Here is a 20,739-nt window from a genome sequence, read left to right as displayed (position 1 = left end):
GGTCACTTTCGAAAAGCGCGAAAGTAACCAAAGCGCTTCTGCCCCACCACTCGGCACCTCGCTTAGGCTCGGTGTGCCCTCACTCCGGCATTGCTCCGTGGGCCCGCCGCGAAGGGCCATCCATGGCCCAGCGCGGCTATCCCGGCATCCATGCCGGGATGCCCACTCCACAATGCCTGCGTTCGGCCAGCGTGGTTAACGGGGCGCCGAGATCAACGTCCTCCGCGAGGCGGCCTGACAGCCGGCCTGGTTTTGGGCGAACGCGTTTCTCCTGTGGGAGCGAGCCTGCTCGCGATAGCGACACCTCGGTTGCATCGAGGGTGGATGGGCTGACATCGCGAGCAGGCTCGCTCCCACACTGGGATAGGGCTACGCCCGCAAGAGACAGGTCGGCTGTCAGACCGCTTTCGCGAGCAGGCTTTGCTCCCACAGGTCCGGCTCAACATGTCTGATGGGTGTACACCCGCAAGAGACAGGCCGGCTGTCAGGCCGCCTCGCGAGCAGGCTTTGCTCCCACAGGTCCGGCTCAACATGTCTGATGGGTGTACACCCGCAAAAAACAGGCCGACTGTCAGGCCGCCTCGCGAGCAAGCTTTGCTCCCACAGGTCCGGCTCACAGGTCTGATGGGTGTACACCCGCAAGAACAGGCCGGCTGTCAGGCCGCCTCGCGAGCAAGCTTTGCTCCCAAAGGTCCGATGGGTGTACACCCGCAAAAAACAGGCCGGCTGTCAGGCCGCCTCGCTTTTGATTTTGATCTGGGGCGCCCCGTTAACCACGCTGGCCGAACGCAGGTATTGTGGAGTGGGCACCTCGGCATGGATGCCGAGGTAGCCGCGCTGGGCCATGGATGGCCCTTCGCGGCGGGCCCACGGAGCAATGCCGGAGTGAGGGCATGCCGAGCCTAGGCGAGGCACCGAGTGGTGGGGCAAGAGCGTTTTGGTTACTTTTGCGCTCTTCAAAAGTGACCCGCCGTAAGGGCGGAACCATAAGTAGCCGTTACCGCAGAAACGGATATATACCCAACCAACAAAACCCTGGCCGGCTGTCAGGCCGCCATCGCGAGCAGGCTCGCTCCCACAGTTGGATCCGGGTACAACCGTGAGAGACAGGCCGGCTGTCAGGCCGCCTCGCTTTTGATTTTGATCTGGGGCGCCCCGTTAACCACGCTGGCCGAACGCAGGTATTGTGGAGTGGGCACCTCGGCATGGATGCCGAGGTAGCCGCGCTGGGCCATGGATGGCCCTTCGCGGCGGGCCCACGGAGCAATGCCGGAGTGAGGGCATGCCGAGCCTAGGCGAGGCACCGAGTGGTGGGGCAAGAGCGTTTTGGTTACTTTTGCGCTCTTCAAAAGTGACCCGCCGTAAGGGCGGAACCATAAGTAGCCGTTACCGCAGAAACGGATATATACCCAACCAACAAAACCCTGGCCGGCTGTCAGGCCGCCATCGCGAGCAGGCTCGCTCCCACAGTTGGATCCGGGTACAACCGTGAGAGACAGGCCGGCTGTCAGACCGCCTCGTCACCAAGCTCACCCCCAAGCCAAAGCCGAACCCTACAACCGCCCCGCCGGCGCATACGGCGCAGGATCAATCACCGGCTCACGCCCCAACATCACATCAACAAACAACCGACACGACGCCGGAGCCAACACCAACCCATTGCGATAATGCCCACAGTTCAACCACAACCCCGAAAACCCCGGCACTTCACCAATATAGGGAATGCCCTCCGGCGATCCAGGCCGCAAGCCGGCCCAATGCCCGACCACCTCGGCGTCCGCCAGCGCAGGAATCAGCTGCTGCGCCGACGCCTTCAAACTATCGAGCGCAACATCGGTCGGGGTCTTGTCGAAGCCTTCGCGCTCCAGCGTACTGCCCACCAGAATATGCCCGTCGCGACGCGGAATCGCATAACGGCCCTTGGCCAGGACCATGCTCGATAGAAAATCCGACGCACATTTGTACAGAATCATCTGGCCCTTGACCGGCTCGACCGGCAACTTCAGCCCCAGAGTCTTGAGCAATTCACCGCTCCAGGCGCCCGCCGCCAGGACCACCTGATCGCCAAGGATCGGCCCCTCGGAGCTGTTAACCCCCACAATACGCCCACCGTCGCGGATGAACCCGCCGACCTCGCATTGCTCATGCAGCGTGACATTGGGTAGCGCCAGCAACGCAGCCTTGAGGGACTTCACCAACCGGGGATTGCGCACATTGGCCACATCGGCCATGTGGATCGCCCGGGAGAAACCCGCGCCCAGTACTGGCACCGCGTCATGGACAGCCGAGATTTCCACAGCCCGCAACGGGCGCCCTTCCCGCTCGGCCCAGGCCAGTGCTTCGGCCTGATCGTCCAGGTCCAGCCAATACAGACCGGTGACATGCACCTGCGGATCAACCCCCGTGGCCGCGAACAGACGCTGGGCCAGCTGTGGATAAAAGTCCTGCGACCAGTGGGCCAGTGCGGTGACCGCCGGGCTGTAGCGCCAGGGGTACAGCGGCGAAACAATACCGCCGCCGGCCCAGGACGATTCCTGGCCGACACTGGAGCGGTCCAGCAGCACCACGCGCTGCCCTTCGGACGCGAGATTGAACGCCGTCAGCAGGCCAATGACTCCGCCGCCGACAATCACCACTTGCTGTTGCCTGGTCATGTTCTATTTCAACTCACAAGACAAAGGGCGCAGGACAGCGCCCGAAAAAATAAACTCAGCGACCCCAGCAATCCTTGGCAGTCAGCCCGGCAGCAGCGTTGATGATGCTTCGCGCGCCCGTGTTGTTGATGGTGAAATCACCGCACTTGTCGGTGGCCATGGACGAGGCGCTGTTGCGCACGGCAGTCAGGGTGAAACTCTGATCCATGAGCGTCTGGGTAATGGTGTAGAAATCATTACCGCTGCTCAGCCCGGTCGCGTTGGTGTAGACATTGTTCTTGGAGTAATGGCGCTCAAGAATCTGCGCCTGCTCCGATAGCAGCCCGGCGATTTCGGCCCTTCGACCCTTTTTCATGTATTCGGTCAGGCTCGGATAGCCGACGGTGATCACGATACCGATGATGGCGATCACGATCATGATTTCGATCAAGGTGAAACCCCGGTTGGATCTGCGCATACCTTATCTCTCATTGTATTTGCCGCCACATGATGCGGCGGCTGCCGCCGACGGATTTTCCCAGCAGGTCGGTGATGCCGCCACCGGAGTCGTTCACGATCATGTTGGTGGCCCCGTTGGCACTGACGACAGCGCTCAAGGTCGGGATCCCGCCCGTGAAAATCACTCCGCTGGAGACCGTGTCGAGGCTGTTGAGCATGCCGTCACCGTTGGTGTCGAGCACCGCGTAGTTGAGCATCTTACCGTTGAACGCATCCACCTCGATCAGTTTGCCAGTACCAAAGCTGGCGCAGGGATCGGTGGTGTCCACCGCGGCCGTGGTGAAAACCACGCGCCCGAGCACCAGACTGGCCGGGTTGATCACCCGTTCCCCAGTCAATGCGTTGTTGTACACCAAGGGCAGATACCAGCCATTTTTTGCAGGATACGTCACGTCGGTCTGGCTGGTCGTCACGAATTGCCCGGTGCTGCCTGAGAACACCCCGGTGATCGACTGGGCTTGCAGGCTCGAAACCGGGATTTGTCCGGTACCGCCGACGGCGTCCCAGATCGAATAGAACCCCTGCAGATCCTTATTGAGCTTGTCCACCGCTTCGTTGAATTTGCCCGTGCCGAAAAAAACCTGGGTCCCGCCTTGAGGGTTTTCCGCCAGCAACGGCTGGACGGTGATGGGCTGGGTTGCACCACCGGGCGCGGTGAACAACGGCTGCCCGGCAAACGCAACGCCCCAGGCGGTGGGGGAAGTGCCGCTGAGGTCGAATTTCCACATCCGCCCTTTCAAATCGCCACCGTACGCGGCCTGCACCACGTTCTGGGAATTGACCCGAAGCTTGACCGACGACAGGCCGTTACCCGTCTCGCTGTTATTGACCGTGATTTTCCTGATCAGCGAACCATCTCGGATATCCACCACGTACAGCGCCGCTACGCCGGTGTTGCTGCCATAGCCATTGGCGATGAACGCGGCCCAGCGACCATCGGCCAGGCGCGCGACTTCGGGACGCGCATAGGCGTAGCCCAGGTCATTGAAGGCGTTGGCCGTATTGGCGACGGTCGGTGCGCTTATTTCCCACAACGCCCGGAGCGCATTGCCTGCCGCTGCGTCGAACAATTGCACCGCATAGAACGCTTTGCCCCCGGCTCCAGTCCCGCCCAGGGCAACGGTCTTCCAAGCATTGCCCAATTGCGCATCGAATACGCCGATCTGCCCATCCACCAGGAACTTGTGACTCACGCCGTTGATGTAATTGGTGTCAGCGATGTCCCGCAACGAGGGCAGGACGCTCGAGGGCATATAAGCGTAACGCCGCGTGCCGTTTGCGCTGTTGATGACGCTGAAGAAACCATCGTTGGCATTCACCACGAGATTGGCGTTCATGTTCGCCGCCTTGGTTGCCAGGTAAGTGCTGTAGCTGGTGTCGTTCAGCAGGTCCGAGGCGGTCTGGTCGTTCGGCGAGGCCAGGAGCAGTGGCGAGTTGATAATGTCCCCCAGCAACGCGCTGCGCACCTTCAGCCCGGTTTTATTGACACCTTTGCTCCATTCCACCAGATCGCTGCCGGTGATCCCCGTGGGCAGGCCCTGGCTGAGGCTGGTTTGCTGGGCCGGTGAAAAGTTGCCGTAGGCCAGGGTTACCGGCGTGTTGGTCGCGGTGTTCCAGGACTGATAGGTCGGTGCCGTGGCACCCGGCACGATGCTGGTGTTGGTGGTCCATTGCACGGCCGCCGTATCGACCGTCCCCGCCGAGGTAAAACCGAATGCGCGGATGGTGCCTCGCCAGTCCTTGGGGTCATAGGTGGTCTGGTAATAGCTGGAGGTGGTGGACAACGTTGCACCGTTGGTGGTGCCGCCGCCCCCCGATCCGGCCTTGGAGGTGATGTCACTCAAGGCCGATGACAAGGCCGAGTTCAGGCCTTCGCTGTCGGACGCTGGATAATATTTACCCGCGCCGTAGCGAGCGGCGTCGGACAGCATCGTATTGGTGACGGCAAAACCCACGGTGTAGGTATTGAGGTACTGCCGGGGAAAATCCGTGGCATTCCAGCTCTGGCCAGTGACGTCGGTGCCGGTGGAACGCATGTCGATGTCGAAAGCGAACTTGGCGATATCGTCCAGATAAAGCGTATCGCCCTCAGCGTCACCGTTGCGGTCAGCACCATCGTTGGTACTGATGCCATCCCAGTTCGGCAGACGGGATCCGCCTAACGGATCGTTGGTGGGAAAGGTACGGTCGTAGGTGGGCAAGCCGTCGGTGATCACCACACCGAAATTCTTCTGGCACCGGTACTGGATCGGGCTGGTGTAGGTGCTGGGGCTATTGTTGTGGTACGGCGCCATGCCCCTGAAATAACGGGTGACCTCGTAATAGCTCTCGGCCAATGGCGTATTGGCGACCGCGCCCAGACCGTTGATGGCGTTGATCAGGGCACTGTAGTTGGCGTTGGCCTGGGTCTGGGTCACGCTGCCGCTGACGGGTGACAGATCGCTGACGACACGGGCGATGTAGCCCCCCGGGCCGGAGTTGCTGAAGTTGGGAGGATTGAAGGTGGCAAGCCCGATGCGCAAGGCACGGTTGTTGGCGACCAAGTCGTTGGAGACATCCCGTGCCACGTTGATTCGATAATCCCTGGGGATTGAGCCATTGGTGTAGTCCCGGTTCGAGCCGTTGGCCAGGGTTACCAGATACGCCAGGTACTTGGCGGTGTAGCGTGTATCGCCCCCACCCACCGGGTCTGGCAGCCGCAGACAGATCCGACCAAGGCCGGGCCGGTAGAAACCGTACCAGCCAGACGAGCAACCGCCCCGCAACAGGCTCATTAACAGAATGTTCGAGTCATCCAGATCCAGTTCATACCTATCGTTGCAATTGCTACTGGCGCTGCATGCATAAGTGCGCGTTTGCGTCACCGTCGGATCAAACCCCGACGCCCAAATGATGTTGTTCATACTCCCCGAGTCATCGATCAGCAGCATCACGTTGGGCGTGACTGCGGCGGCACTCAGCAACGGCGAATCCGAAGGCGTGAAAGCATAGGCCGGTGCAGCCAGGTACAGGCTGAGCAGCACACCCCACAACGCCTGCTTCCAATCGCGACGCACCTTAATATTTCGCATAGATGCTCTCCACGACGCTGCGCTGGTTATTTCCCACCACGGCCACCGCCGTGATCCGGTACAGCGTCGCCGACGTATTGATCGGCACGTTGACCGCCGTCAGCGTGGTGCCCAGATTCTGCACGCCATAGAACCCGCCAGGGACGGCGATCCAGGTCACCCCCGACGATGAATTGCGCCCGGCCGTCGTGAGGGTTGCCGATTCAGCCGGCGGCGCACACTGGGTCGCGGTGGTACACACCGGCAGGGAGTAGGCCTCGGCCTGTACCGCGCTTTCACCAACCCGCAGCGCTGCCTCGGCCAACTGGAAGGACTGGTTGCGTAGCATGACGCTACTGGTCATTTTTTCCTGAAGGGTGGCGCTCTGCATCGACGACAGGCCGATCAGCGTCAGGAGCAGCAGGAAAACCAGGCTGACCAGCAATGCCATACCGCGCTGGCGATGCTTGATGGGCGTTGAATTCATCAGTCGCCCTCACAGAAGCCGGTTGCGCAAAGCGGCAACCACGTTGAAGGTCTGCTCACGCACGTTGTTCTTCGGATCAAAGAGCGTGAGGGTCAGGCGCACGCTGCGGATCAGGGCCGGATTGCTCGGGTTGCGGCTGTAGCTCGATGCCGCGATGTCTGTCGCGCTGCTGGCCACCCCAAATGTCACATCGAATGCCCGGACGTTATCCACCAGCACCGCCTGGGTCGGGTTGCCAGCCCCGGTGCCCATCAACAACTGGTTATTGCTGAAACTGTAGACCAGCCGCCGTATCGGAAACGCCATTTGCCCGGCCGCCGGTATCCGCGCCCCGGTATAGGCGGTCGCCGTGTTGCGACAATCCGAGATCACGGTCCAGGTCGGCACGCCGCCGCTGTTGCCGACATCCGTCGTCACCAGGGTCAGCTTCAGATTGGCATTGTCCCAGCTGATCGGCGTGACCTTGCTGGCATTGAAATCCCCCGCCGAGGACGCGTCGAGGACGGTCTCCAGGCAACCGAACATGCCCACCATACGAAGCTCCTGGACCATCTTGCTCAGAGCGAACCGCGCATCCTCCTGCATCACCGCCGCCGCACCCTGGCTGACGTAGGTGTTTTTGGCGGCGATGAAAATCTGCACCACACCCAGCACGACAATCAGGCTGAGCACCAAAGCGATCATCAGCTCAATCAGGCCGAATCCCCGGCAATGCCTGTTCATGGCGTCGCCCCGGGTGGGTCGACGGCGACGCGACTGGTCAGCACGAAACTGCGGCGAGCCTCGGCGGCGTTGGTCGTGTTGGCGGCCCGGGCGTCGTCCCAAGAGATGGTAATGGTGTAGACCCGCTGGTGCAGCGCAACAGTGCCGGTGGCCGTGGCGCCGCCGAAGCTGACGATGTTGGTCTTGAAATCGTAGAGATCCTGGTCCCGGGCTACGTTGAGATTGGGTGAACTGGGCGGCGTAACCGTGTAATCGGCGCCGGAGTTGGCACGAATGCGGTCGAGCATGTCGTAGGCGATGAAGCTGGCCTGGCTGGTCATGCGCGAGCTGTCGGTATATTTGAGGGCATTGAGCTGAACCATCGCCGCTCCCAGCAAGCCCACGCCAAGAATCAGCACCGCCACCAGCACCTCGATCAGTGTCATGCCATCCTGTGCCTGTTTACTGCAACCCTTCATCCGCAACTTCCACCCAATACGATTCGTCCATTGAGGCAAACACTCAGTGTCCTGCTCTGCGCCCCCCTTACATAATTGAAAGTCACCGGCGTGGCCGGTGCCGACAACCCGCCGAGGTTGTTGAAATCAATGCTGGTCACGTCTGAGGTTAGCGTCAGAGTCGCGCCGCCGCTCATCGCTGGAACAACCCGCAATACATTGGGCTCAGCGCCAGTACTGTCATACACCGTCAGCTCGCTGCTCCATACGCTGCCCTGGACCGTGGGGCGAATCCGTGTGGTGACACCACGGTCGATCGCCGTCATCCGGGCGAAGTTCAGTGCCCGGCGCAGGTCGTCAATATCGGTATCGGCCTTGGTGCCCTGCACCGAACCGGTAAGGGCCGGTACCGCCAGGGTGATCAGGAGCAGCAGCACGCCAAGGGCGACCAGCACCTCAATCAGCGTGAAACCTTTTGTACGAAGATCCATCGATGCCCTCCGTCGCCATTGGCTATACCTGCTTCTACACGCTAGAACAAACGACTGCCTGTGGCGAGGGAGCTTGCTCCCTCTCTACAACAAGCTCTCCAGGGAGGAGACGTCATGTATCAACAGGGCTTTAGCCTGATCGAACTGCTCATGGGACTGGCGATTGCCGCGATTGTTCTGCCGTGGGCCGGTTCCGGATACAAAGCCCTGGTGGAATCCACTAACCGCGACGACGCCGCACGGCTGCTGGCCAGCGGTCTGCGCAGCGCCCGCAGCGAAGCGATCACGCGCAATCGGACAGTGACGATTCAAGGAATAGACAACGATTGGAGCCTGGGGTGGCAAATCATGCTGGACGGCGATGACCAGCCACTGCTGACGCAGCACAGCCGCCATGCTCGAATCATTGGCAACGGGCCGGTAAAACACTCGGTGAGATTCGCAAGCCAGGGGGAGCCGCTCCTGCCCAGCGGCGCATTTCAGGCGGGGACGTTACACGTTTGTGCACACCATAAGCCGGTCAGTCACCACCAGGTGGTCCTGTCGCGCAGCGGCCGCGTCAGCCTGCGCAGCGAGGAAACCGAGCAGGCCTTGTGCGAAATGGACTCAAAGCAAGGAGCGCACACGTAGTTCCTTGGGCATGGAGAAGGTGACGTTCTCCTCGCGACCGGACAACTCATCGGCACCGGTTGCACCCCAAGCCTGCAGTTGCTGGATCACGCCACGCACCAACACTTCCGGCGCTGAGGCACCGGCGGTAATGCCGATACGCTCGACGCCGTCAAACCAGCTGCGCTGCATGTCTTCAGCGCCGTCGATCAGGTACGCCGGAGTGGACATGCGCTCGGCCAGCTCACGCAGGCGATTGGAGTTGGAGCTGTTCGGGCTACCGACTACCAGCACGACATCACACTCGTCGGCCAGTTGCTTGACCGCATCCTGACGATTCTGGGTGGCGTAGCAGATGTCATCCTTGCGTGGCCCACCGATGGCCGGGAAGCGCGCACGCAGGGCGTCGATCACTCGACTGGTATCGTCCATGGACAGGGTGGTCTGGGTGACAAACGCCAGCTTTTCCGGGTTACGCACCTGCAGGGCGGCGACGTCCTCTTCATCCTCGACCAGGTAGATCGCGCCACCATTGCTGGCGTCGTACTGGCCCATGGTGCCTTCCACTTCCGGATGGCCCTCGTGGCCGATCAGGATGCACTCACGACCGTCACGGCTGTAACGGGCCACTTCGATATGGACCTTGGTCACCAAGGGGCAGGTCGCGTCGAATACCTTCAGGCCACGGCCGGCGGCTTCGGTACGCACTGCCTGGGAAACCCCGTGGGCACTGAAGATCACGATGACGTCGTCTGGCACCTGGTCCAGTTCCTCGACGAAGATCGCCCCGCGGCTACGCAGGTCTTCGACGACAAATTTGTTGTGGACCACTTCATGGCGCACATAGATGGGCGGCCCGAAGACTTCCAGGGCGCGGTTGACGATTTCGATCGCCCGGTCCACGCCGGCGCAGAAGCCACGGGGGTTGGCGAGTTTGATTTGCATGCTGTGCCTCGTGTCTTGCGCGCAAGAAATTGAATCAGGGCAATCCAGTGTGGGAGCGAGCTTGCTCGCGATGACGGTATATCAGTCAACGTCAATATTGACTGATCCGACGCTATCGCGAGCAAGCTCGCTCCCACAGTGAATCGGGTGGCAGCAGGAACTGCCTGTTAAACCTTAAACCGCCTTCACTTCGATGATTTCCACTTCGAAGTTCAGGGTCTTGCCCGCCAACGGATGGTTGAAGTCCACGGTCACCTGGGCGTCGTCGAACGCCTTCACCACGCCCGGCAGTTCGGTATTGGCCGCATCGTTGAAGATCACCAGCAACCCTTCGGACAGTTCCATGTCCTGGAACTGGGAGCGTGGCATGGTCTGCACGTTTTGCGGGTTGGGCTGACCAAAGGCGTTTTCCGGTGGAACCACCACGGTGCGCTTGTCACCGGCCTTGAAACCGAAGATCGCCGCCTCGAAGCCCGGCAGCAGGTTGCCGTCGCCAACCTTGAACACGGCCGGAGCCTTGTCAAAGGTGCTGTCGACGGTGTCGCCGTTTTCCAGGTGCAGGGCGAAGTGAAGTTTCACTTCAGTGTTTTGAGCGATACGCTGCTCAGTCATGGACGGCTTCTCCGGGTTTCTTGCTCTTGAACATGTCCAGGGCGAGCATTACGGCGCCCACGGTGATGGCGCTGTCGGCAAAGTTGAACGCCGGGAAATACCAGCGGTTCTGCCAATGCACCAGGATGAAATCAATCACGTGGCCCAAGGCGATCCGGTCATAAAGATTACCCAGCGCGCCCCCGAGCACCAATGCCAGCGCCACGGCCAGCCAGGTCTCATCGCGACCCAGGCGTTTGAGCCAGACCACCAGCACGCCGCTGACCACGACAGCGATCAGGGCGAACAGCCAGCGCTGCCAGCCCGAACTGTCGGCCAGGAAGCTGAACGCCGCGCCCGTGTTGTAAGCCAGGGTCCAGCTGAAGTAGTCCGGGATGACCACGATCTGCTGGTACATGGTCAGCGAGTTTTCGAAGTGGAACTTGCTGGCCTGGTCGATGACCAGCACCAGCAAGCTCAACCACAGCCAGCTCAGCCGGCCGAAACGGCTCGCCATGTTAGACGCACTAGGCATAGTGACGAACCTCACCAGTGCCGCTGATGTTGTCGACGCAACGGCCGCAGATCTCCGGATGCTCCGGATTCACGCCGACGTCTTCGCGGCAGTGCCAGCAACGGGCGCACTTGGTGTGGTTCGACTTGACGATCTTCAGCTTCAGGCCGCTGACTTCAGTGACGACCGCATCGGCCGGCGCCTGCACCAACGGTGCGACACTGGCGGTGGAAGTGATCAGCACGAAACGCAGCTCGTTGCTCAGCTTGGCCAGATCGGCACTCAGGGCTTCTTCGGCGTAGAGCGTCACTTCGGCCTGCAGGTTGCCACCGACGGCCTTGGCCGCGCGCTGGATCTCCATTTCCTTGTTGACCGCCGCCTTGACCGCCATGATCCGGTCCCAATAGGCACGGTCCAGCTCGAAACCTTGCGGCAGTTCGGTCAGGCCTTCGTACCAGGTGTTGAGCATCACCGACTCGTTGCGCTCGCCCGGCAGGTACTGCCACAGCTCGTCGGCAGTGAACGCCAGGATCGGCGCGATCCAGCGTACCAGCGCTTCGCTGATGTGGAACAGCGCGGTCTGGCACGAACGGCGCGCCTTGCTGTTGGCGCCAGTGGTGTACTGACGGTCCTTGATGATGTCGAGGTAGAAACCACCCAGCTCCTGCACGCAGAAGTTGTGGATCTTGGAGTAGACGTTCCAGAAACGGTACTCACCGTAATGCTCCTGCAATTCGCGTTGCAGCAGCAGGGTACGGTCCACGGCCCAGCGGTCCAGCGCGAGCATTTCTTCGGCCGGCAGCAGGTCGGTGGCCGGGTTGAAACCGGTCAGGTTCGAGAGCAGGAAGCGCGCGGTGTTACGGATCCGCCGGTAGGCGTCCGCGCTGCGCTGCAGGATCTGCTCGGAAACGGCCATCTCGCCGGAATAGTCGGTGGAGGCGACCCACAAGCGCATGATGTCGGCGCCCAGGGTGTCGTTGACCTTCTGCGGGGCGATCACGTTGCCCAGGGACTTGGACATCTTGCGGCCGGACTCATCGACGGTGAAGCCGTGGGTCAGCAACTCGCGGTACGGTGCGTGATTGTCGATGGCGCAACCGGTCAGCAGCGAGGAGTGGAACCAGCCACGGTGCTGGTCCGAACCTTCCAGGTACAGGTCGGCACGCGGGCCGGTTTCATGGCCCATCGGGTGCGAGCCACGCAGCACATGCCAGTGGGTGGTGCCGGAATCGAACCAGACGTCCAGGGTGTCGCTGATCTTGTCGTACAGCGGCGCTTCGTCGCCCAACAGTTCGGCGGCGTCCATCTTGAACCAGGCTTCGATGCCTTCGACTTCGACGCGCTTGGCCACCTCTTCCATCAGCTCGACGGTGCGTGGATGCAGTTCGCCGCTTTCCTTGTTCAGGAAGAACGGGATCGGTACGCCCCAGTTACGCTGGCGGGAGATGCACCAGTCAGGACGGTTGGCGATCATCGAGTGCAGCCGCGCCTGGCCCCAGGCCGGCACGAACTTGGTGTCCTCGATGGCTTTGAGGGAGCGCTGGCGCAGGGTGTCGCCAGTGGCTGGCTGCTTGTCCATGCCGATGAACCACTGCGCGGTGGCGCGGTAGATCAGCGGAGTCTTGTGGCGCCAGCAGTGCATGTAGCTGTGTTCGATGACGGTGGTGTGCAGCAGCGCGCCGACTTCGGTCAGCTTGTCGACGATGGCCGGGTTGGCTTTCCAGATGAACTGGCCGCCAAAGAACTCCAGCGACGACACGTACACGCCATTGCTCTGTACCGGGTTGAGGATGTCGTCGTTGACCATGCCGTACTTCTTGCAGGTCACGAAGTCGTCAACGCCATAGGCCGGCGCGGAGTGAACCACACCAGTGCCTGCGCCCAGCTCCACGTAGTCGGCCAGGTACACCGGCGACAGGCGGTCATAGAACGGATGACGGAAATTGATCAGTTCCAGCGTCGAACCTGGCGCGGTGGCCAGCACCGAGCCTTCGAGGTTGTAGCGGGCCAGGCAGGACTCGACCAGTTCTTCGGCCAATACCAGCAGCTTGTCGCCAACATCGACCAGGGCGTAGTTGAATTCCGGGTGAACGTTCAACGCCTGGTTGGCCGGGATGGTCCACGGGGTGGTGGTCCAGATCACGATCGACGCCGGTTTGCTCAGCTTGCCCAGGCCGAAAGCGGCGGCGAGCTTGTCTTCATCGGCGATCGGGAACGCGACGTCGATGGTCGACGACTTCTTGTTTTCGTACTCGACTTCCGCCTCGGCCAAGGCCGAACCGCAATCGAAGCACCAGTTCACGGGCTTGAGGCCCTTGAACACAAAGCCGCCCTCGACGATTTTCGCCAAGGCCCGGATTTCGCCGGCTTCGTTTTTGAAGTCCATGGTCTTGTAAGGGTTGGCGAAGTCGCCCAGCACGCCGAGGCGGATGAATTCGGACTTCTGCCCTTCGATCTGCTCGGTGGCGTAGGCACGGCACAATTCGCGGGTCTTGTCCGCGCCCAGGTTCTTGCCGTGGGTCACTTCAACCTTGTGCTCGATCGGCAGGCCATGGCAATCCCAGCCCGGGATATACGGCGCGTCGAAACCCGACAGGGTCTTGGAGCGCACGATCATGTCCTTGAGAATCTTGTTCAGCGCGTGACCGATGTGGATCGTGCCGTTGGCGTACGGAGGGCCGTCGTGCAGGACGAACTTCGGACGATCCTTGCCAATCTCGCGCAACTTTCCGTACAGGCCAATGCTGTCCCAACGCTGCAGAATCTGTGGTTCGCGCTGAGGCAGGCCGGCCTTCATAGGGAAGGCGGTGTCCGGAAGGTTTAGCGTGGCTTTATAGTCGGTCATTTAAGGCTCTTCATTAGCGATTGGCGCTGGTTGCGACAAGGGCACGGGCGGCGGCGATATCTGCATGGATCGCCGTCTTGAGCGCCTCCAGAGAGGCAAAACGCTGCTCTTCACGCAGCTTTTGGTGGAAAACCACCGTCAAACGCCGGTCATACAGATCGCCGGCAAAATCCAGAACATGTACTTCGAGGTGGGCCTTGCCATCCCCCTGGACCGTGGGCCGGACGCCGATATTGGCGACACCGGGCCAGGTCTTGCCGTCGATCTCGACACTCACCAGGAACACCCCGGTCAGCGGCACACGACGACGCTTGAGTTGCACGTTGGCCGTCGGCGTGCCCAGTTGGCGCGCCAGTTTCTGCCCGTGCAGGATCCGTCCGGCAATCCGGTATGGCCGGCCGAGCAAACGCTCGGCCAATTCGAAGTCGGCAGCCGCCAGGGCATTGCGGACCTGGGTACTGCTGACGCGCATGCCATCCATCTCGACGGTCTGCGCCGCTTCGACGGTAAAGCCCCGGGCCTTGCCGGCCTGTTGCAGGTAATCGAAATCCCCTGCCCGGTCGCAGCCGAAACGGAAATCATCACCGACTTCCAGATGTTTTATGTCCAGACCGCCCACCAGGATGGTCTCGACGAATTCGGCGGCACTGAGCTTGCTCAGGCGCTGATTGAAGGCCAGGCACAAGACCCGGTCGACGCCTTCGGCGGCCAGCAGATGCAGCTTGTCCCGCAGCCGGGCCAGACGGGCCGGCGCGGTGTCCGGGGCGAAAAATTCCCGGGGTTGCGGCTCGAAGATCACCACGCAACTGGGCACGCCCAATTCCTGGGCACGCTCGCGCAACCGCGCCAGGATAGCCTGGTGGCCACGGTGAACACCGTCAAAGTTGCCAATAGTGGCGACACAGCCCCGATGCTGGGGGCGCAGGTTGTGGAGGCCTCGAACCAGCTGCATAACGCGCTTCTTGCTCATAAAGTGGCCGATTATAACCACACCCGGCGGCCGACGACAGGCAACACCGTAACCCAAAGTGATCGAGCCGACAAAACCACTGCCCGGCCCGGGATTATCGAGGGTAAACCCCTCAGCTCAAGCCCTTGCGGTTGAAGTCGCGCAGGCGAAAGCCCATCAGCAGCAGCATGCCGAAATACGCCACCACACCCGCCGCGACCAGTACACCCAGGCGCAGGAAACGCTCGAGCATCTGTCCTTCGCCCCAGGCTGGCATGAAGTGCATCGCCCCCAGCAGCACCGCCGACATCACCCCCACGGCCACCAGCAGCTTGAGGCCGAACTTGCCCCAGCCCGGCTGCGGCTGATACATCTTCTGCTTGCGCAGTTGGTAAAACAGCAGCCCAGCGTTGAGGCACGCGCCGGCACTGATCGCCAGGGCCAGGCCAGCGTGGGCCAGCGGGCCGATCAGCAACAGGTTGAACAATTGGGTCATCACCAGGGTAAAAATGGCGATTTTCACCGGCGTGCGAATGTTCTGCTGGGCGTAGAAGCCTGGCGCCAGCACCTTGATCACAATGATCCCGAGCAAGCCCACCGAGTAAGCGATCAGCGCACGCTGGGTCATCAAGGCGTCGAACGCATTGAATTGACCGTACTGGAACAATGAAACGGTCAACGGCTCAGCCAGGATGCCCAGCGCCAGGGCACAAGGCAACACCAGCACGAAGCACAGGCGCAGGCCCCAGTCGAGGATGCGCGAGTATTCCTGGCGGTCCTGGCTGGCATAGGTCTTGGCCAGGGTCGGCAACAGGATCGTGCCCAAGGCCACGCCCAACACGCCGGACGGCAACTCCATGAGGCGGTCGGCGTAGTACATCCACGACACCGAGCCGGCCACCAGGAACGAGGCGAAAATGGTGTTGATGATCAGGGAAATCTGACTCACCGAAACCCCGAGGATCGCCGGCAACATCTGCTTCATCACCCGCCACACACCGCTGTCGCGCAGATTCAGGCGCGGCAGCACCAGCATGCCGATTTTCTTCAGGTGAGGCAGCTGATACAGCAACTGCGCCAGGCCACCCACCAGCACCGCCCAACCAAGTGCCATCACCGGCGGGTCGAAGTACGGTGTCAGGAACACCGCAAAGACGATCATGCTGACATTAAGCAGGGTCGGCACGAAGGCCGGCACCGAGAAACGGTTCCAGGTATTGAGGATCGCCCCGGCCAGGGACGACAGGGAAATCAGCAATATATAAGGAAAGGTCACCCGCAACAGGTCCGAGGTGAGCTGGAATTTTTCCGGGGTATCGGTAAAACCCGGTGCCGTGGCCCAGATCACCCAGGGCGCGGCGAGCATGCCGGCGGCCGTGACCAGCGCCAGCACCAGCGTCAGCAAACCCGTGACGTAGGCAATGAACGTGCGAGTCGCCTCGTCGCCTTTCTGGCTTTTATATTCCGCCAGGATCGGCACGAAGGCTTGGGAAAACGCCCCTTCAGCGAAGATCCGCCGCAACAGATTGGGCAACTTGAAAGCGATGAAGAAGGCGTCGGTGGCCATCCCGGCACCGAATATCCGAGCGATCAGCGTGTCACGAACGAACCCCAGGACGCGTGAAAGCATCGTGATAGAGCTGACGGCAGCCAACGATTTGAGCAGATTCATGAAAAGAGTTTTTGCCTGTCGATAAACAGCAGGCGAACAACGCGCCCACTTATGCGATACTCCGCGCCGCTAAACAGTGCAGAGCCAAAGCCCGCGAGTTTACAGGTCGCACGCCGGAAAGAAATCATCCGGTGCGTTGTACCTGCCATTCAGCGGAACGCGTCACCCGCCCTTGACAAGACATCAACTCATCGGCATGATTCGCGGCCTATTTTGTTTGCTATTTCCTAAAAAGTCTTTCGAGGAGCTCGACGGTGGCCAACACACCTTCCGCCAAAAAACGTGCAAAACAGGCTGAGAAGCGTCGCAGCCACAACGCCAGCCTGCGTTCCATGGTCCGTACCTACATCAAAAACGTAGTTAAGGCCATCGACGCAAAAGACGCTGAAAAAGCACAAGCTGCTTACGTTCTGGCTGTGCCAGTTATCGACCGTATGGCCGATAAAGGCATCATCCACAAGAACAAGGCTGCTCGCCATAAGAGCCGCCTGAATGGCCACGTAAAGGCCCTGAACGTTGCCGCTGCTGCCTAAGCGACGCGCTCGTTAAAAAACCGACCTTAGGGTCGGTTTTTTATTGCCTGGGATTTACCACACATACCGCAAAAAATGTGGGAGCGAGCTTGCTCGCGAAAGCAGCCCGTCAGTGACAATGATGCTGCCTGACACACCGCCTTCGCGAGCAAGCTCGCTCCCACACTGGGATTTGCCTCAGGTTATTGGGTACGAGCCCACGGCAGGATCGGGATCGCCGTCACCGCATTCTGCGGACTGCCTTCGATCACACGGTCGCTGTAGACCAGGTACACCAGCGTATTACGCTTCTTGTCGAGGAAGCGCACCACCTGCATGGTCTTGAATACCAACGACGTGCGCTCCCTGAACACCTCCTCGCCGTCCTTGAGCTCCCCCTTGAAGCTAATGGGGCCGACCTGGCGGCAGGCAATGGATGCCTCGGCGCGATCCTCGGCCAGGCCCAGGCCGCCCTTCACACCACCGGTCTTGGCCCGGGACAGATAACACGTCACCCCGTCCACCTTCGGATCATCGAAGGCCTCAACGACGATCCGGTCATTTGGCCCGACAAACTTGAACACCGTCGACACTTGGCCAATTTCCTCGGCCGAGGCCAGCAGCGGCAATGCCACCAGCAAGCCGATCAATCCTTTTGCCAAACCCATGATTTTTCCTTAGACGAGAATCAGGTTGTCACGGTGAACCAGCTCTGGCTCGGCCATGTAACCCAACAGACCGACAATCGCATCAGACGATTGACCGATGATTTTTTGTGCTTCGAGCGCGCTGTAGTTGGCCAGGCCGCGAGCGATTTCGCGACCATCCGGCGCCACACACACCACCATTTCGCCGCGACGAAAACTGCCCTGGACCAGCTTCACGCCCACCGGCAGCAGACTTTTATTGCCCTGGGACAGCGCCGACACCGCCCCCGCATCCAGCACCAGCGTGCCACGGGTTTGCAGATGCCCGGCCAGCCATTGCTTGCGCGCCGCCAGCATGCCGCGCTCAGGGGACAACAATGTGCCGATGCGCTCGCCCGCCTTCAGGCGATCCAGCACCCGCTCCAGCCGACCACCGACAATGATAGTGTGAGCCCCGGAGCGAGCAGCCAGACGGGCGGCGCGCAGCTTGGTCTGCATGCCGCCACGCCCCAGCGCACCACCGGTACCGCCCGCCACCGCATCCAGCGCCGGATCATCGGCACGGGCTTCGTAGATCAGCTTGGCATCAGGATTGTTGCGCGGGTCGGCGTCGAACATGCCGTCGCGATCCGTGAGGATAACCAGCAGGTCCGCCTCCACCAGGTTCGCCACTAACGCGGCCAGAGTGTCGTTGTCGCCGAAACGAATCTCGTCGGTGACCACAGTGTCGTTTTCGTTGATCACCGGGATGACTTTCAGCTCGACCAGCGCCCGCAAGGTACTGCGGGCATTGAGGTAGCGCTTGCGGTCGGACAGGTCGTCATGGGTCAGCAGGATCTGCGCCGTATGGCGACCGTGCTCGGCAAAGCTCGACTCCCAGGCCTGCACCAGCCCCATCTGACCGATGGCGGCAGCGGCCTGCAACTCGTGCATCGCGCTGGGTCGCGATGTCCAGCCCAACCGGCTCATGCCAGCGGCTACAGCCCCCGAAGAGACCAAGACCAGTTCGACGCCAGCCTCATGCAAAGCCACCATCTGCTCGACCCACACCGCCATTGCCTTGCGATCCAGGCCCTTGCCATCCGCCGTCAGCAATGCACTGCCGATCTTCACGACCCAGCGCTGCGCACCCGTCACCTTGCTCCGCATCATCTTCAACCTTTGCCAGCGAACGGCGCGACCCAGCACCGCCCATGAGATTATTCGTATTTGCGTTTTACAGATACCAAAACGCCGCTCGAATGAGCGGCGCCTTGGAAACTGGCTGGTTGCGATGATAACACCGCACTGAAACACTTAAACCTGTGGGAGCGAGCTTGCTCGCGATTGCATTGGGTCAGCAATATTGATACCGGCTGTCACACCGCTATCGCGAGCAAGCTCGCTCCCACAGGTCCTGGCTTCAACTGAGTGACATCAGCACACGATCAGTCGCGAACGTAGATGATTTCCGGACCGTCTTCGTCATCCACGTCTTCTTCGTCCCAATCGTCGTCACCGATGTCATGGACCGACTTCACGCCGCTGCGACGCAGGGCACGCTGATCATCCAGCGCCTGCAACTGAGCACGCGCCTCGTCTTCGATACGCTGATCGAGCTCGGCCAACTCTTCCTTGTAGACAGGGTCATTGGCCAGGCGATCGGCACGATCTTCCATGTAACGCATGATGTCGTGGCACAGGCGCTCGGTGCCTTCTTTGGCAATGGCCGAGATCACGTAGACCGGACCTTCCCACTCCAGGCGATCGACGATTTCCTTGACCCGCTCCTCGTGCTCTTCTTCGAGGATCTGGTCGCACTTGTTCAGCACCAACCAGCGATCACGCTCTGCCAGGGCCGGGCTGAACTTGGTCAGCTCGCTGACAATGACTTCAGCCGCATCAGCAGCACTGGTTTCATCCAGCGGCGCCATGTCCACGAGGTGCAGCAACAGCCGGGTACGGGACAAGTGCTTGAGGAAGCGAATCCCCAGGCCGGCGCCATCGGACGCACCTTCGATCAACCCCGGAATGTCCGCAACCACAAAGCTCTTCCAGCGATCGACACTGACCACGCCCAGGTTCGGCACCAGGGTGGTGAACGGGTAATCGGCGACTTTCGGCTTGGCTGCCGATACCGAGCGAATGAAGGTGCTCTTGCCGGCGTTCGGCAGACCCAGCAGGCCCACGTCGGCCAGCACTTTCATTTCCAGCTTCAGGTCACGCTGCTCGCCTGGCTTGCCTGGCGTGGTCTGGCGCGGCGCACGGTTGGTACTGGACTTGAAACGGGTGTTACCCAGACCGTGCCAGCCACCATGGGCCACCAGCAGACGCTGGCCAGCCTTGGTCAGGTCGCCAATGACTTCCTGGGTGGCGGAGTCGATCACCGTGGTGCCGACCGGCACGCGCAGGATCAGGTCTTCGCCCTTTTTGCCGGTGCAGTCGGTGCTGCCGCCATTGGAGCCACGCTCGGCATCGAAGTGACGGGTGTAACGGTAGTCCACCAGGGTGTTGAGGTTTTCGTCGGCGAGCATGTAGATCGAGCCGCCATCGCCGCCATCACCACCGTTCGGACCACCGTTCTCAATGAATTTTTCTCGACGGAAACTCATGCAACCATTGCCGCCGTCGCCGGCCTTTACTCGAATCGATACTTCATCAACAAACTTCATGACACACGCCTCTCGCCATACGGACGAGCCAAAAAAACAAGACATAAGACTCTTGCAAAAATGAGCGCAGCGACCTGATGACACGCCCCAACCGCAGCGCCGACAGCCCATACAAACAGTTTTGCAAGAGACTCACCCCACAAACGAAAAAGCCCCGTCGCAAGACAGGGCTTTTCCAGCGGTCTCGCAATTAAGCTGCGATAACGCTTACGTAACGACGACCGAAGGCGCCTTTTACTTCGAACTTGATCACGCCTTCGACTTTAGCGAAGAGGGTGTGATCCTTACCCATGCCTACGCCGTAGCCAGCGTGGAATTGGGTGCCGCGCTGACGCACGATGATGTTGCCCGCTTTGATAGCCTGGCCGCCATACATCTTGACGCCAAGGCGTTTGGCTTCTGAGTCGCGACCGTTACGGGTACTACCACCAGCTTTTTTGTGTGCCATGAGTTCAATTCTCCTA

At 60.9% G+C, this 20,739-nt stretch carries 19 protein-coding genes; 2 read left to right on the top strand and 17 right to left on the bottom strand.

What is annotated here, in order from left to right:
* Positions 1-1,553: 1,553 nt before the first annotated feature.
* Genes thiO through QOM08_RS03850 form a run of 7 tightly spaced genes read right to left on the bottom strand, consistent with a single transcriptional unit; the run spans position 1,554 to position 8,340 of the window.
* Entirely contained in the window at positions 1,554-2,654 is a 1,101-nt protein-coding gene (gene thiO, locus QOM08_RS03880) for a glycine oxidase ThiO (protein WP_047230179.1), read from the bottom strand.
* Between the two features lie 55 nt (positions 2,655-2,709).
* Positions 2,710-3,111: a type IV pilin protein gene (locus tag QOM08_RS03875; RefSeq protein ID WP_076386375.1), complete on the bottom strand. Its 402-nt coding sequence runs from the start codon at positions 3,109-3,111 to the stop codon at positions 2,710-2,712.
* Positions 3,112-3,121: 10 nt separating this feature from the next.
* Positions 3,122-6,223 carry a pilus assembly protein gene (locus tag QOM08_RS03870; RefSeq protein WP_160893360.1) on the bottom strand — a complete coding sequence of 1,034 codons (3,102 nt, stop codon included), beginning with the start codon at positions 6,221-6,223 and terminating at the stop codon, positions 3,122-3,124.
* The gene (locus QOM08_RS03865; protein ID WP_076386379.1) at positions 6,210-6,689 is read right to left on the bottom strand and encodes a PilX N-terminal domain-containing pilus assembly protein; all 480 of its coding nucleotides are present in this window, start codon (positions 6,687-6,689) and stop codon (positions 6,210-6,212) included. The genes QOM08_RS03870 and QOM08_RS03865 overlap by 14 nt, the downstream gene beginning before the upstream one ends.
* A gap of 9 nt (positions 6,690-6,698) precedes the next feature.
* Positions 6,699-7,412 (bottom strand): PilW family protein, encoded by a 714-nt coding sequence (locus QOM08_RS03860; RefSeq protein ID WP_160893358.1) that lies wholly within the window; start codon positions 7,410-7,412, stop codon positions 6,699-6,701.
* Entirely contained in the window at positions 7,409-7,870 is a 462-nt protein-coding gene (gene pilV, locus QOM08_RS03855; protein ID WP_047230174.1) for a type IV pilus modification protein PilV, read from the bottom strand. The genes QOM08_RS03860 and pilV overlap by 4 nt, the downstream gene beginning before the upstream one ends.
* The gene (locus QOM08_RS03850) at positions 7,867-8,340 is read right to left on the bottom strand and encodes a GspH/FimT family protein (RefSeq protein WP_160893356.1); all 474 of its coding nucleotides are present in this window, start codon (positions 8,338-8,340) and stop codon (positions 7,867-7,869) included. The genes pilV and QOM08_RS03850 overlap by 4 nt, the downstream gene beginning before the upstream one ends.
* Before the next feature lie 114 nt (positions 8,341-8,454).
* On the opposite strand from QOM08_RS03850, the gene QOM08_RS03845 reads away from it, so the two are divergent.
* Entirely contained in the window at positions 8,455-8,970 is a 516-nt protein-coding gene (locus tag QOM08_RS03845; RefSeq protein ID WP_274090855.1) for a GspH/FimT family pseudopilin, read from the top strand.
* Here the strand turns inward: QOM08_RS03845 and ispH are convergent.
* The 6 genes from ispH to murJ form a co-directional block, all read right to left on the bottom strand.
* Entirely contained in the window at positions 8,947-9,894 is a 948-nt protein-coding gene (ispH, locus tag QOM08_RS03840) for a 4-hydroxy-3-methylbut-2-enyl diphosphate reductase (RefSeq protein ID WP_047230171.1), read from the bottom strand. The genes QOM08_RS03845 and ispH overlap by 24 nt on opposite strands.
* A gap of 174 nt (positions 9,895-10,068) precedes the next feature.
* Entirely contained in the window at positions 10,069-10,506 is a 438-nt protein-coding gene (gene fkpB / locus QOM08_RS03835; RefSeq protein ID WP_316912581.1) for an FKBP-type peptidyl-prolyl cis-trans isomerase, read from the bottom strand.
* Positions 10,499-11,020, bottom strand: coding sequence for a signal peptidase II (gene lspA / locus QOM08_RS03830; RefSeq protein ID WP_410479125.1), 522 nt, complete (start codon positions 11,018-11,020; stop codon positions 10,499-10,501). Before lspA ends, fkpB begins: the two co-directional genes overlap by 8 nt.
* Positions 11,013-13,844, bottom strand: a complete 2,832-nt coding sequence (ileS, locus tag QOM08_RS03825) for an isoleucine--tRNA ligase (RefSeq protein ID WP_316912580.1) — start codon at positions 13,842-13,844, stop codon at positions 11,013-11,015. Before ileS ends, lspA begins: the two co-directional genes overlap by 8 nt.
* A 13-nt stretch (positions 13,845-13,857) precedes the next feature.
* Entirely contained in the window at positions 13,858-14,796 is a 939-nt protein-coding gene (ribF, locus tag QOM08_RS03820) for a bifunctional riboflavin kinase/FAD synthetase (RefSeq protein WP_047230167.1), read from the bottom strand.
* A 130-nt stretch (positions 14,797-14,926) separates the two neighbouring features.
* Positions 14,927-16,465: a murein biosynthesis integral membrane protein MurJ gene (gene murJ, locus QOM08_RS03815; RefSeq protein WP_047230166.1), complete on the bottom strand. Its 1,539-nt coding sequence runs from the start codon at positions 16,463-16,465 to the stop codon at positions 14,927-14,929.
* Between the two features lie 254 nt (positions 16,466-16,719).
* On the opposite strand from murJ, the gene rpsT reads away from it, so the two are divergent.
* Positions 16,720-16,998: a 30S ribosomal protein S20 gene (gene rpsT / locus QOM08_RS03810; RefSeq protein WP_003185593.1), complete on the top strand. Its 279-nt coding sequence runs from the start codon at positions 16,720-16,722 to the stop codon at positions 16,996-16,998.
* A 182-nt stretch (positions 16,999-17,180) separates the two neighbouring features.
* Here the strand turns inward: rpsT and QOM08_RS03805 are convergent, their stop codons facing one another.
* The 4 genes from QOM08_RS03805 to rpmA all read right to left on the bottom strand — a co-directional run bounded on the left by QOM08_RS03805 (position 17,181) and on the right by rpmA (position 20,723).
* Positions 17,181-17,645, bottom strand: coding sequence for a CreA family protein (locus tag QOM08_RS03805; RefSeq protein WP_076386392.1), 465 nt, complete (start codon positions 17,643-17,645; stop codon positions 17,181-17,183).
* A 9-nt stretch (positions 17,646-17,654) separates the two neighbouring features.
* Positions 17,655-18,773 (bottom strand): glutamate 5-kinase, encoded by a 1,119-nt coding sequence (gene proB / locus QOM08_RS03800; protein WP_047230164.1) that lies wholly within the window; start codon positions 18,771-18,773, stop codon positions 17,655-17,657.
* A gap of 278 nt (positions 18,774-19,051) precedes the next feature.
* Positions 19,052-20,275, bottom strand: a complete 1,224-nt coding sequence (cgtA, locus tag QOM08_RS03795) for an Obg family GTPase CgtA (protein ID WP_316912579.1) — start codon at positions 20,273-20,275, stop codon at positions 19,052-19,054.
* A 190-nt stretch (positions 20,276-20,465) separates the two neighbouring features.
* The gene (rpmA, locus tag QOM08_RS03790; protein ID WP_003205738.1) at positions 20,466-20,723 is read right to left on the bottom strand and encodes a 50S ribosomal protein L27; all 258 of its coding nucleotides are present in this window, start codon (positions 20,721-20,723) and stop codon (positions 20,466-20,468) included.
* Positions 20,724-20,739: the final 16 nt, after the last annotated feature.

Origin of the sequence: Pseudomonas sp. P105 (assembly GCF_032614175.1) — a bacterium.
Lineage (GTDB): Bacteria > Pseudomonadota > Gammaproteobacteria > Pseudomonadales > Pseudomonadaceae > Aquipseudomonas > Aquipseudomonas rhizophila.
Note: the sequence above shows the minus strand (reverse complement) of the source record. Positions and strands in the feature narration are given on the sequence as shown.